Genomic DNA, 15,725 nt, shown 5'->3' on the forward strand with positions numbered 1-15,725 from the left:
TGATAAATTTTATTGTTTTGTAAATACGTTAGACGTATAGTTAATAATAATGAGCAGTCCGCTTAATTTGTTCGGATCCAGTTGTTTCTTATCAGCCGTAAGCAATTCATCCGGTGTATTGGCGATCGTAAATAGAAGTTCTGCTGTTTCTGCCTCAAAAGGCCCGCTAAGAGCAACCGTTCCTACATTATTCGTTATCGGAATGCTCAGATCGCTTTTACCCGTTTGTTTTAAGGTTAAGAAGCTACCCGCCTGTTTATCGGAAACCGTTGTATTATTTTGAGTTTGCACCACCACTGTTACCGATTGTAATGCTACCTTTTTGAGGTTTGGCAGCACAATAGCATCGGTTAAACTAAACGGCATCGATTGCGTTACCGGATTCGGTTGCGGATGCATAAACTGATACCAATTAGCACTAAAAGCCTGTTGCAATACAATTTGCTTGGCTACCTGATACGGATAAGGTGGATTCTGGGATTGCAGCTGATTTTTTACATCGGTGGCAAACTGTCCCATATCTTCGTAAGCCGTATAGCTGATTTTTACGATAATGTCGGATATTGAATTAAAATCGAAATGATTGGTTTCCGGCGGCAGGTTTAATTCCCATTCCGAAACAGCACCTGTTCCTTCAAACGGCAGGTACATGCTGTCGTTAAAGTTGAGCACAAACAAACCATTATCGTCCATACCTTTGGAAAGTGCGATTTTCTGGTTTGGAATCCAGTCTACACGTACATTACCCGGATCGGGATTATTAACCGGATCCATAACATATTTAACCGCATTGATTTTAGGTTGCATCACGGTATAATTTTTGGTTTGTCGCAATACCGCATTAATATTTTGGTAAGGTCCTACTACAGCAGGAATTGATACCGAGATAGTTTTGATTTTACGCAGATACTGTCCTGGGAAATCAAAATCGAACAACTGTTCCGAAAGTTTAAAACGAAGTGTTCCTTTTACTCCCGAATGAAGTCCTGTTTTAAATTCCATAAACTGTAATGGATCCAGTTGTAGCAAGGAAATCGTCTTTTCAATTTCGAAAGTACGCGTGTTTTTCAACACATAACTGCGTTCCATTTGTTGTAACGATAATAATAAAGCTTCGCCCGACAACAATCCTTTGTGAAGCGTATCCCAATAATCGAACTGAATAAACTGTTCGGTACTGTTCATCTCATTCTGATAAGCCGATTGTGCTGCCAACGCCATTCCCAGCGTAAGCTGATACGATTGGAAATAAATGGTTGATAATCGGCTGATCATCCACGAATAGAAATCCATATTCGTAAAACGGGTCGTCAGGAATTGTTCATAGGTATTCTCCTGATCAATTGTTTTTTTATGAATCACCAGATTCTGCTGGTTGATCAGTAATTGTGCATTAGCCGAATTAATCTGATCCTGAATTTGAGCCACATCATAGGTCGCCGTTTGCTGTTGCAACTTCCAATCGTCACGTCGTCTGTTATACTGAGCAGTCGTCGCAATAATTCCGGCACTCTGGTTTAAAATAGACGAAGTCGTTTGTGCAATCTGAGCGCCCGCACTGATGGCATCTCCAAACTTCATCCCTCCATCGGCAAAACCAAAGATATTCGGCGCCAGATAACCGGCAACCGAAATTCCGTTAATTCCAATCGAAACCGATTCCGGATAAATGGCCGAGCCTTGTAACGAAAGGCTGGCGATTTCAAGAGCACTCAGGTTTTCGTCGTACTGCTGTTGGTAAAACTGTTCACGATTTTGAGCACTTAACAGATTTTGTTGCAAACCGGCAATGTTTTGTTTGGCCTCTTCGATCTCCTGTTCTTTAATCATTGTGTTAAGATTAAGCAGCACATTTTGCTGCGTGGCCTGTAATTTGGCCAGTGCCGAATCGTCTTTACGTTCCAGTGCGTTTAATAAACCGGATCCCAACTGACTTAATGTAGAAGCTATATTTTTTACCCGATCGATAAGATACTCAAAGCGATAAGCCGGAATAGCCGCATTTTGCGTCATAATGCTTAACGGATTACCACCGCTTGCTGCAGCACGTGCCAATAAACCAGGATCAATAGGTGGTTCGAATAATTGCAATGGTTGCGGTATCCCATTAATATTTAAGCTATTGTTTATTTTATAAAGTCGATCGATAACAGTGTCCCAGTATTGTTCGAGCTTGTCATTTTCCGGTACACAGAAATAAGCATCAATATCGTTATACGGTTGGAAATTTAATCCGCTGGAACCACTTCCAACATGATCTTCGAGGGTAATTTTAAACTGAGGTATACTGTCGCCATATTGAGCTACAATGTCGTTAAAATTCGCAGGATCCTCGGCCTGACACGGTCCAAGGTCCTCCGGTTTTGGCCCAAGTAAATTATAAGCGTAGATGTACAACATATTCGCCGTGGTATTACTCTCCCAGGTGTACTGCGAAAAATACCAGTCGCCCCATTTAATCAGATTATCGATATATTGCATTACAATCGTTTTTTCGTAGGCGCCAATACGCAAACGGGCAATAGCATGCGGATCGAACGGATACTGATTGTAAGCTGCAATTTGTTTGGCGTTCGTAATGTTTTCGAGCAACGAAGCTACCGTATGGTTCCGGAAAGGATTAAACTGCCATACGCGGCAAATATCACGCGCTACCTGATGGTTGAGCAATACGTTTTTTACCGATTGAATTTGTACCGGCTGAAGGAAAGAAAGAATCGAATCCAGATTTGTTTTGGCTGTAAATTTACTGCTCACATATCCTTCGCTATCAATCCATTTGTTGTCCAGTAAAACTCGGTAAATACGACTCGAATCGGTAACTCCTATCGTGGCACACACAAAAGAATCTGCCTCTACCAGATACGGAGCCGCCGTTGGATCGTAAATATATTTGTACCATTTTTCAGCCTGATCAAATACCTGATTTGTCTTTAGTAAATTGGCAATATACATGGGCGCATGGAAAAACAATTCCCAATAATACAATTCATACGCCCCGTTAAAATCGACCTGTCCGCCATCGGGAGCTTCAGGAGCGATAACATATGGCTCTTCAAAACCAAACCTGTTAAAAGGCAATTCCGGATCCACCGGGATCAATTGACTCTCGAGCGACAACAGTTTGTCGACACCACCGGAAAAAATACGGGCACTAAGGTTATGAATAGCTCCCGTGGTAAGACGTATCGCTTTAAAATTATATTCGCACGCATAAGGAGTGGTGTTCAAACTTCGGAAGAATCCGATAGATGACGGATATTCTGCCTGATACAACACCTGTACCACAAAACGTACTTTTTTATCAATATCCGGTTGCCCTCTCAGAATATCGTAAAGCTCACCGGTTAACTCATTAAAATCAATATCCGTCATTAAACGGCCGTTTTTATCAAGATACCCGGCCTGCATAAGCTGATCAAAAATATTTTTAGAACCATTGGTATTAATCCCGGCACTGTCAGAAATAAAATCAGTATTATAAAACAGCGGTTGATTGGTTAATATATCCATAACCAAATCGACCTTATCGGTTTTATTCGGTTGTCCTTGCAGCATCTCATTGAGCGCCTTATTCAGATCGTTAATTGTTGTACCACGTTCCAGTTGTCCGTCGGCTGTAAAATACCCGTAATCAATCAGATTATTATAAATCTGGCTGGATCCACTGGCATCGATACCGGCGCCCGAGGAAAGGAACGATGTTTCCAAAAACATGGTGTCGGCATTAAACAACAAATCGGAAATAAATACCGGATCTTTATCCGGATCTTCCATTAAAAACGCTTCTTTGTCACCATAAAAAACAAAGGTTCCTACGGCGTTTTTAATCGTAAACAATCCATAATTTTTATTCCGTACATTTTGGGATAACCAGCGGGAACCACTGGCCCTGTTTACGACTCCCATTACAAACTGTGTCTTTTTAAGCTGACCAGAATCGCCATCAAAAATGCTCATCACATCGGTGCGCATTTCCGCATAATCAGAACGTCCCAGCATACCGTTATTATCGATATAACCATAATCAACCAACGTATTATAAACCGTTTTAGAACCGGCCGCATTAATACCGGCATCGGTCGAAATAAAAGAACTGTCAGTTAAGGAAGTTTGTGGTGTTGGAATGGCCGGAGTAATAATCTGTCCTGCAATATCATTATCGTAAATTGTACGGGAAGTACTAATCAGGTTCATTTGTCCCGATGTCGCGTCGATTTGTGGAGTAAACAGGTTGTTACTTTTATCGCTGTCTTTTTCGAAAAACAGGATTTCGTCGGGGTTTACCAAATAACTGCTATCCAGACTATCGTTTAAAACAATCGGCTTAAACAAGGGCAACTGCCCTTTATAACCCAGGTTATAGACATAATTATAGTTTTGCCCTGTTTCAAACAATTGATTTTCAAAAATCTGAACTGCCGGATTGGAATCATTCGGTGGATTATTGACCGGTTGCGGATATTGCACCGTAGTATCAATCATTGGGCCGAAGGCAATCACTAATTGTTCAAATCGATTACCGCCATTGGCAATTTCCCAGAAACTATCCTGCTGTATTTTGAGCGGATATACTTTATTCCACCAAAGACTATTGGGATCGAAGAAATTGTCTGGAAAAAGTTTATTATTTGCAGTTCTATAAGCACTTGGACTAACATCGATAATATAATCTTTTACCAGTGATTGTGCCGGTACCCATTGATTCTGGAAATTATAAAACGTATAGTTTATCGAGGCCTTCACAATATTTTCGGTAGTGGTATTCGGTGTTTTATCGATCGCAACACTTTGTTCTACCCAAAATAGGAACAGCTTATTAAAGGCATAAACCGGTGTAATTTGTACGGCATTAATGGCCAGATCAATTTTAATCCATTGCGACCAGGTACCTTCGCTCTCCCTTGTGATATAGTAATAGGTATACGGATTGGTAGCGGTGCGCGCAAACAAAAACAAGGTCGGCTGATTATCGCGGGTATCGTCAGAAACCCTACAATAATAGGCATCTACATAAACCAGTTTTGCCAGTTCTGCAAAGCCTTCCAGGTATTTCATATAAGCCGATGTTACATTGCCTTCGGTAATGTCGTTTTGCTTTAGGTCGTTTTCCAGTTGTTTAAACAGATCGGTTTTGGAGCTACGGAAAGCCGGATCGAGATAATTTTCAGGATAGAGGAAAATTTCGCGGTTGGCTTCCCATACCCGATAATTCATCATCCATTCCCACCAAACTTCAGGGATCGGTAAAAGTACCACACCGGCTTCCAGTTTCGAATGACAACGGTTCATATACAACTGAATAGCATTAAGCGCCTCTTTGATATAGGAAATTTGTGCTACATCCGACATATCCACATCAATAAGCAAATAGTCGTGTAAATCGCGTGTATTCTGGATGTAGGCAGTGGCATCGGCCGAGCGCAGGGCAAAGATAGTCGCTCCAATCAGAGCGTCTCTTTGGGCTGATGCGGTTTTACCGCCAATTTGTACGGCCAGCTGATTCCAGTCGCTTCCTACATTATATCGTGCCTGAATCGCGGTTAATAATTTGTTTTCCTGTGCTACGAATTTATCCCAGTCGGCAACACCTTTTCCGGCCAGACTAAGTAACCCCTGAAAAGCATCCAAGTTTAAGCCTGTTTTATTAAGCAATGTAATAACGGCCTGCATGCTGTACAGGCGGTCGACCTGATTGGTATATTTTAAGGCATATAATGCTGTGATTATCGATTTATCCCATCCGGTTGCTTCCGACAAAATCGCAGCGGCAACATCATTTTTATTGCCGGTAACCGCCGTCATGTAGTCTGAAAACCGATTGTTTACATCATTATAAATACCGGTAAAAAACTGGAACTGAAGTAATACAATGCTATTTGCAAACGTTAGTTTTGTGGTATCGGTAATGCCATAAGCCGCTTTACTGACAGCAATGTTATCGAGTAAATCCCGACTGACTCCCGTTTTTTCTACCCATACCAACCAACGTGAAATTAGACTTAATGCTTTTATCGCGTTGGTCGTATCGGGATTCAGGAATATAGTAAGAGGATTGGTAACAGTAAGTGCCAAAACCGATTGCGCCAATGAGGATGGAATACCGAAGAACGCACCAACCTGTTCGTAAAGTTTGATCAATTGATCGTCTTCAGAATCGGATACCGGAATAAGTATCGGTAGTGTTTTAAGCCATGCTTCACTTTTATCGGGATAGTATAAAATGTTAACGGTTGGCGATACAACCGCATTTACCGTATAATTGAGATCCTCTAACGTTAATCGGGTCACTGTAGCCAGTGTTTCTTTGTTGTCAATTAGTACCATCAGCTCATCAATTGTAAAAACCAGTTGTACTTTTCCCGATAAACTTAAAAAGCTCAGATAATCTTGGATGCTTAATTTAAAATATCCCGCCAGGCGTACATGACGCGACAAGGTCGAAATGGTTGGTACATTTAACACGATAGTTGGTGTACTCGTATATAAAGCCGAAACCAGCAACTGCAAATCGTTTTGCGAAACGCCCAAGGCCGAAGCAACACGAACCGCATTGGCCGGATTGTTTCCGCTGTTGGAAGCATATTCCCAACTTAGTGGCGTATCCAGATAGGTTTTATTAAGCGGATAGGCTACCGTTGCGCTATTTTTAGGGTGGTATAAAGTGGTTTGTCCGGTATTAAACACGACATCAAACGGTGCTGTCGACTGTGCCGGATCGTTCCCCATTCCGTAAGTCTTCAAATCAAACAAATAGGTACTTACCGTAGCGACATCGCTATTCATTCGGGTAACCAGTTGTTCTAATTTTGGTACCAGTTGTAATATGCTTTCATTAATTTCCGGTGTTCCGTTATTCAAAGCATGTAAAGCCCAGTCCAGATCATCAAACGACCATTCGCTAAGCAACGTAAGGCGCAAATAGCGATTAATCTGATCCAGAGCCGTTGGCGTCAGGTTATCGATGGTATTTACCGAATCAGTATTCCCCACTACAATCGGTTTGGTTAACCCCTTATTGATAAAGAACTGGGTATTTAGTCCAGCTGTAATTTCGGTACCAGATAAATTTTGGTATAGTAAATCCTGGACTTGCGTTACCAGTAAATCGGTTTGTTTAGAAAAGACTTTAAAGCTATTCAGATCGTCCAGTTTCGCCACCCCAAAATAGGTTTGTAATTTCGCGGTATCTACCGTTGCCGTTTTAAGCAAATTCCAACCTTCGAGGGTTGTTTGCAATTGTTCGGCAGCCAATTGCGGTCCGGTTAGCTGTTGGCAGGCAAATACCTCGGCCAGTGTTGTTTTTAGTTCCTCGAGATAAATCCGTATGCTGCTTAACGGTTGCAAGAATGGTAAGTTAAACGGATAATACGTCGCAGCAAGCTGCTTGTACAAATCGGTCGTACCCGAAATTTTCCAACTGGTCGACAGACTTTGTTCCAAACGTTCAATGATGATTTGTAAATACGGGACAATTGTATTTGTTTTTTCGCAGGTTAGCGGTATCGTTCCCAAATCAGGACGTCTTACAGCCAATGTACTTGCATGGGGTATGGTAGCGGTATTGGGTTCTGTAATGTATTTTTGTACAATACGCATTAGATCGACAAAATAGGCTGCTGGTCCCAGTACCGATTTACATTCCGGGCAATCGCAATAGTTTAGACTTCCAAACAGTTCCTGATAGCCTACCAATCCAGTAAAATACTCGGTTACCTCTTCACTTACAGATGAAGTCGATATCGCTTTAGAAAGCGGCGTCGACATATTTAAAATGGCATTGGTAAGATTGGCCACATTATTGGTTACTTCAGTTGCTCTCCTGTATACCTCCGATGCTACTTTGGGGCAGCCAAAAGCATCGGTATATTCTTTTACAAATACTTCTCCGCTTTGTCTGGCAATGTCGTGAGCTGAGTTTAATCCATCGAATTTTCCGTATAGAGTAACCATCACATCAGCCGTTAATTTATTGCCCGTTTGCGCTTCCGGATGTAAGCGTACCACCCGAGCCACTTGTTTGAGCTGTTCTACCATGTTGGTTGCGGTGGTACGAGATTTGGTTTTGGGTAGCTTTATGGAGGCTAAGGTCTCTTCCATATGAAGATTGGCCGTTAGCAAATCTATGTCCGGATTTACTTCATAAAATTTATGAATCAGTTGTTTTACTTCCATGAGTAGTAGTTTTACTGTTTTTTAATATCATTATTCACTATCGGTATCGTAATCGTGTACATGACTGGCAGATACCCCGAAATTTTTATAATATATTCCTGCATAGGTCGTCAGACTCAGGTGTTCCTGATAAGGGCTCAACGAAAGAAGTGCCGCTACAGAATCCCAATAAGCGCCAGGGTGCTGACCATAGGATGTGGTAGCAATACTATGAATCTGGAAAAACAGACTACAAGCCAGACAAGGTCGACGTGTACCGCCGATATAATTGAATTGTTTTCCGGCTTCCACAATTTTGGTTTCGGCATGTTGTTCTTCATGTCCTTTAACAAATTCCAGTTTATAATCTTGATACGCTCCGTTGATCTCGGTTTCCAGTTTACCCAGATGTCGAGCTACACGTCCTGAATAGTTTTTTTTATCCGGAATGGTAAAATTTTTAAGGGTGTCTGACAATAATGTACTGAGTTCATTTTGCTTTTTGTTGCTGGCTACATAAATCGTTTTTTCAGTATGATTGATTGCTGCCTGCACTTCGGTAAACTCCTCGTTTTGAGCCAAAAGAGCCGTCGATAAATGGCGAACCAGTAACCGTTCGGGACTCATCCCTTTATTAGGAGCGACAATCTCCTCGGTGGCTCCTGTATATAAATTGGACTGATGGACACGTTTGGCTAATTTCATATTGCCACCATGCCTGGAAGCTATTTTTTCTTTCAACCTCTTACTTTTTTCTTTACGAATCTTTTTGGAAACCTTCAGCAATCTGGGTTTTTTAAGCGACTTTCCACCATCCGATTCATCATCTGCATCGGTTCCCGAGCTGTCGCTTAATGCAGAAGCCTTTTTTTTCTTTGTTTTTTTTGCGGCTCCTCCCTTACCACTTGCACTTAGTCCGTCAGCATCTTTCATGCTAACCGGATTACCGATACAAAAAGCATATAAATTGAGACCATCGACGCCACCGGCCGGATCGGGTTTATTCCAGCGCATCAGCCAGGGAACATAGTAGCGATGCCCGTAATAATATAATCCGGTAGTATCGTCCCGTTCTTTTCCGGAATACCGGTAGTTTTTAAGACTCACTTCCTGCTGATTCGGACCTGCAATAATAGACGTTCCGCCATATGGGAAATATTCTTCGTAACTAATCAGCAGTGCCTGATCGTCGACTTCAACCGCTACGGAATCCAGTTTGGTACAAAGCTGCCATCGGAATGAGCGGTCGCCGGTTTGTTTTTCCTTTTTATTGTCGTCGAGCTTCCAGTAATGCATAATCAATAAACAGGTTTCGCCATCCATAATGCGTAAGGTTTCGCGTTCTAAGGTGGTGGTCGTTGTATTATTGGTAACTGTTTGCTGTTGTTTTAAGGCGTAGTTGCCAAAGTATACCGTACTTTCCATCATGTTTACAGTACCTCCGTTTGCCATTCTTTCGCTCACTTTTCGTGTGCGTTGTTCTGCACTGTCGTATACATAATAATCGGCATCATCTTCTTCTTCCGGGCGGGTAATAATAGCGGCGCGCACCAGATTTTCGCAACAGTTATAATCCAGCGCCACGGGTTTATTGATCATAATCTGACGCAAATTCCCGGAGTCGTCGTACGTAATACCGGTTAAACGATTGGAATCCACCTCAACCGGTAAATCGCGGGTCCAGGAGGCCGATTTGGCAATATGTTTTAACTGAGTTAGGTTTCCGGAATTATCGTAGGTATAGCTTTCACTATAGTTTTCCAGTTTATCATAATCAGAAGGTGCAACCGAAAATTTACTTTGTTTAAAGTCGTTGTTCACCACGTTATTCTGATAGGTGTTGGCTAATATTCCAGGATGCTGATAGCCGTTTGCCGCCAACAAACGGTATAAAATATCGTAGGTATAATCCGATAGCGGCACCACCTTCTGATTGTTATAAAAAATAGTATCCCTACTTAAATCCCGTAATCTTGTAATATTACCCACAGGATCGTATACATAGGTTATGTTTTGCAACAGCGGATTTTCGCCCAAAGTTACCAATCGGGTATTTTTAAGGGTGATCAATCGCTGTGTAGTCGCTTCGTAAGTACAAACCGTTGATGAATTGTTGGCAAAAACAATCCGGTTTCGTTGGTTTGAAGCGTTATATTCAATTCGTTGGATAACCGGTTTTGACTTTCCGTCCGGTAATTTCAGATCGATCGTTGCCAGTAAGCCCGATTTCGAATAGCCGCGTTGTGTTACAGTACCATCGGTTGTTGTTTCGGTTAGTAAATCGCCTACAGCATTATAGATTTGTTCGAGTGATAAAGTCTTGGGATCTAAAGGAACCTTTGCCGGATCGTTCCAATCGATAGCATCTTTATAAACGGTAGTCATCCGGCGGCTTTTCGAAATTGATTGTCCGGTAAGTGCATACCTGTTAAACGTTAAAATTCCCGATAAATCTTTTTGTTCGTACAATTTTCCGCGGAGGTTTAACGAGGCGGCATCCTGAATTTCTTCGCCATAAGTACACACCTCTACTAAAGGATATTGATCGACCGGAACAATCGGGTCGCCATCAACATATCGCTTAACCCGTAGAGTTTTCTGACGTTGTAAACGATCATAAGTAATGCGTTGGTTATACATTCTTGGTGTCCACGACCAACATAACAACCCCATGATATTGTTAAAATGAAACTCCATTCCGGCATCTGCACTTTCGGTGATCAGCGCACTTGTTTCGTTCATCTGATAGGTGTTGCGCTGATTAATATAATCTGTACCCGTAGTCGCATTCGTGTAATACAAGCGTGGATCTATTTGTATTAGCACCCGGCTTTGTATATCGGTTTCCGAGTAAGATGTTAATACACCTTGCAACAAGATAAGGGTAATCTGTTCTTTTATACCATTGAATTTCGGAGCCAACTGCAATTCAAATCCGAGTTGATAGGGTGTAAAAATTGCGGTAAGCCATCCTTCGGCAGTAATATAACCGGCAGTAACCAAAGCCTGTACAATCTCGGCACTCGTACTGCCGGATCCGATGGCAATGGCGTCGAATGTAGCAGCAGTAACTTTTCCCAGATTGTTTGTCTGAAGCAAAAACTGCGTTCCGGTATTGTCGAAAACCTCGGTTGTGGGTGTATTATAACATTTGGCTGCCTTATCTAAAGCATTTTTTTCGTCCTGCTGTTCCTGAGTCGGATTGGCCGGATAATTAGCCATAAACGTTTTATAATAATCCGAATCCAATACCGTATCGTTTGCATCGTATGTTTTCTGTTCCCAGGCGGTAAAAGTGATCTGTGAAAAAAAACCTTTCGGATCGTCGGTACGAATTAACCGACCGAGAGAGTCATAATGCATTACCGAAGGAGGAGGCATATTCCCTTCATCAATCAATGTCTGCTGATTTTCGTAATCGGAAGTTTCACTAAAAAAAGGCAGGTATTGTTGTGCTACTAGTCCTTTATTATTGTATACGGTTCGGCCGGACGTATTCCAGCGTTCTTCGACCTCAACCAGTTTATTGTCGACATAAGCCAATCCCGGGTCGACTAATTCTTTTTGTTCGATAATCCGGCCAAAACCATCTGAAAATTCAATCCGGATGCGACATTCTGAATTTTCAGCACCTTTATGAATAAAATTGGTTGCCGATAAAGATATAGCCGCCAACGGTTGTTTACGATCGGTCCAGTTGTACTCGTCGTAGAAAAAGTAAGTCAAGGCGCCTTGCATATAGTAGTCCTGTTGGTCTAAAACCGATTGTATTGTGATCGGTGCTCCATCCGGTGCTGTTGTTCGTGTTTGATATGCTGCCGGAAAACCGCCGTACGGATACAGGAGCATGCTGCCTTCCAAATCACCATTTTTAATTCCGAATAGAGATGAAACACGCACCTGTCCTAACGGGTCGTAAAGTACCTGCGACACATTACCATTAATATCCACCAACTGTTTGGGTGTACAGGTATGATAATCTAGTGTGAGTAGCTGTGTGTTTTTGATGTCGTTATCGGGATCAATATATTCTATTAATTCCACCACCTGAATGTTATACGGTGCATCGTAGCCGATCTTCCCGCAAACCGACAATTCTGAATCGGCTGCAACAAAAGGGTTGATCACTTCATTAGGCAAAAAAAACAACTCCGGTGTATCGGCTTTAAAATAAGTTTGTACCGTTCCGTTGTTCCACCAATAGCCCGTTTCTTTATCGAAAACAAATCCGGCATTGGTAACAACATCATTCGTTAATTTCCCCTTATAGGCTGAATCGATATAATTTTGGGTAAATTGTGCTGTGGCAGTATACGCCTGTAATCCCCGTGAGGCGATTGTGAGTAATGGTAAAAAATTATCTTGTGTTTCATTCCAGAAATAATTGCGGGTCCAGGAAAGCTGTAAGGCTGCAACTGTTTCTCCGGGTGATACTCCATAAGGAATGATATTTTGTAGTGCCTCTTCTATGAGGTGATTACAGTAATCGAAATCCATGTATTCCTTACCCGTTTCCAGGGCAAAGCCCGACAATTGAAACGCCTGCTCCTGGCCTACGATTCCCATCCAATACATTTCGTTTTCGTCAGCACTGATCACATCAGTCGTTGTAAAAGTCGCCAAGAGTTGTTGCTGTTCTGGATATAACGAAACGCTGTTAGTTAATGGTGTACGACGCGGCAGATAAATGACACATGCGCGTTTTACTGTACCACTTTGAGGATCTACTTCGAGTGTAAATTGTTGTTCTACCCGCGGATCGTTTGCGTTGCGTTCGTAATGATAAGCAATATGTTCCCGTGGATCGACGCGGAAAATAGCATGCTCTTCATCGGATGCCGCCTGAATCAAAGCCACGGCATAATTAGCTTGTTCTACCGCATAAGGCACACTCGATTCGGGTTGATCATCTAATCCGTAAACTTCTGTCCGGATACGGTTTCCGTTTAAGGCTACAAAAGCTTCCCGAAACGTTTTGCCATTGGCAGTATAAATATCGGTAGCAAACACATTGTCCGGAAAATCGTAGGCATTAGCATCGCCCTTAAAGAAATCAGCCCGGTATTGCTCCTGTAATGCATCATAACTTTCAAACACTCCTGTATTAAACCATTTTTTGGTGTATACCGGAGGGACAAACAATTCTTTATTGATCTCGTTTACTGGGAACTCCTGGTTCTGAACGGTCGCGGTAAACACTTCGTAGGTTTGTGTATCCCATGATTCTACAAAACCAAATCCGCGGAAACTTCTTTCCACAGGATCATAATATCCGTCGTGATAACCAAACTCCTGAACGTAGCAAGATTCTGAAACAGCGTCCGTCTGCGTAATGCGGTCGATAACCTGGACCGGAAAAAACAAACGGGTTTTCCAGGGTTTTCCGGCCTGTTCGTCTTCCAGATAAAAGCGCACCGAACTGGAATAATGCAAAGCCATTCGGCTACCGGTATTGTTATTGGTTTCGGTAAGCAAATAGGGTTTTAATGTTACCATAGCGATATCCTGCGGATCGACTCCCGAAAAATTCAGGTAATAATGCCTTGGCGTATCGGTTAGTTTCGAAAAAACCAGGCAACTCGTTCCTGTTCCCAATATATCAGCAAAATGAAGGCTATCTAACGGATCGAACGATTCCGGTAAAGTAATAGTAATGGCTTCCGAAAAACTATTTCCGCTTTTATTGATAAATAGCTGAACCGTATTGCCTAATGCATATACAATATCCATAGTACCGGTTCCATTCAGATCGGCAAAATAAAATCGGGAAGCATCAAAACCGGTTTCAAAATATGGCGCATTTATTAATTGGATACGTTGTCCAAACCGACCGTATCCTAAGTTAGGCCAACAATAAACCGTTCCGTTTGCCACGGCAACCCGATGCTGTAATCCGTCACCAAACAAATCGGCAAAAGTGACCGATGTTTTTCCGGAATTCTGACTTTGTAACGGGAACCCTTCAGGCGCCGGTACTTGTTGCGGTTCGCCATATCCAAAGTTTCCCAATCCGGGATAAACCGTCAGATAATCGTCTGAAGCCACTAAAAAATCCGATTTACCATTCCCACTCAAATCCACCGATTCCGTTCCGGCCAATGCGCTTGGATATTGTTCAAAAGGTTGGAACGGTTCCCAGCCCTGTCCGGTATTGGTATAATATCCGGGGGGACTGCTTACCATCAGGTCTTTAATTCCATTCCCTTGTAAATCGGTAATGACCCCCGAATCACCCACTGCAAAATCTGGTACGAGTTCTGGTTCTGAATAATGGCCACTTCCTTTCGGATTGTAATAAAACGATCCTCTATCGCGGGTATATAAAATGCCGGGTAAACCGGCGCCATTTAAATCAACCGGAAGAAAATCGCCTGTATCAAGTTTTCCGGGAATAGTCCCATTATCAGCAACAGTTAATGTACTAAACGTTGCAGTTGGTGCCACATCAAATACCGAAAAAGTAAGCTCCAGATCAGGTTTTGCTAATAATTCGTAACTGCTGTCACTTTGAATTCTGCATCCGGTAATGGTTACCTTTTTCAGGCAGGAAATCACTGCGGTCTGATCCGGTACCTTACTATAATCCGTTGTATCATAATAGGCAAGTTGCAAACGGTTTACCAGAAAAGGATTTCCGTTGTTTTCGTTTTCAAAATGATGAAACAACAGTATATTTTGGCACCTGCGATAAGTGCGCAATTCGAAGCCACTTCTAAACGAAGAAAACGGATCCGGTCGGCATGCCCACGGACGTACCTCAGCATAGGGGTCAGCCGCAGTTGTTGTTAAATTATCCAGTTCATGCGATCCGTAGTCAAAAATAACTTCGAAGGCAAATTTTTCTTCTTTGGAAGTATTGTAATAATTGCCGTAAAAAATACGGTCAATATAATTTCGTGTAAAGGCGCCTCGGTTTAAAATTCCGGTTTCCTGACCGTTTTCCCGTTGGTATCGAAACTGAACTTTATTTCCTTTGGGATCAATTATCGAAACAATTTGCCAACTAAAAATCCGGGCCGCATCATCGGGATCGGCAACACGTGCCTCAGGAACGGATCCATATTCCGATACCGTATTATTGGTTGCAAATGTACGCCAGAAGCTCTCTCCAGTGGTTTGGTTTTTATGATATTCGATACGGGAATAATCATCTTCCACACGTGGAAAATAAATACAAATACTCCATATATCACCTTGTTGATCGGTTTCAGTGCGGGTCGCATTTTCTCTAGGTACCAGTTCTTTTCCGGAATAGAGAAAAATATCGGTTCCGTCATATTTGGGGATTCCTTTTTCGGTTCGGATTGTAAATTCGGGGATTTCGACATCCCAGCCTACACCAAAGATACTGTTACCCGATCCGGAATTGTAGGCCAACGAAAGGGAAGGTGCTAACCCGCGGCCAGCCGTTATGGGAACCGGGATTGTATAGGCTGCGGTTCCTGAAAATGAATTGGGCTGAAATGTTTCACCTATTCCTTTTATTGCTCCTCCTCCACCGGGCAGAGAAGTACCAGAGATCGATACTTTTTCCATAATTATCATTTTGACTGATTGCAATTAAAACACGT

2 protein-coding genes are annotated in these 15,725 nt (G+C 42.3%); both read right to left on the bottom strand.

The window, feature by feature from the left end; all coding sequences use genetic code 11:
- Window positions 1–9: 9 nt before the first annotated feature.
- Window positions 10–8,175: a neuraminidase-like domain-containing protein gene (locus M2372_RS10940; RefSeq protein WP_123319319.1), complete on the bottom strand. Its 8,166-nt coding sequence runs from the start codon at window positions 8,173–8,175 to the stop codon at window positions 10–12.
- Between the two features lie 30 nt (window positions 8,176–8,205).
- The gene (locus tag M2372_RS10945; RefSeq protein WP_185018794.1) at window positions 8,206–15,690 is read right to left on the bottom strand and encodes a SpvB/TcaC N-terminal domain-containing protein; all 7,485 of its coding nucleotides are present in this window, start codon (window positions 15,688–15,690) and stop codon (window positions 8,206–8,208) included.
- Between the last annotated feature and the right edge of the window lie 35 nt (window positions 15,691–15,725).

The organism is Chryseobacterium sp. BIGb0232 (assembly GCF_024810195.1).
In the GTDB taxonomy this organism is placed as follows: domain Bacteria; phylum Bacteroidota; class Bacteroidia; order Flavobacteriales; family Weeksellaceae; genus Chryseobacterium; species Chryseobacterium pennae.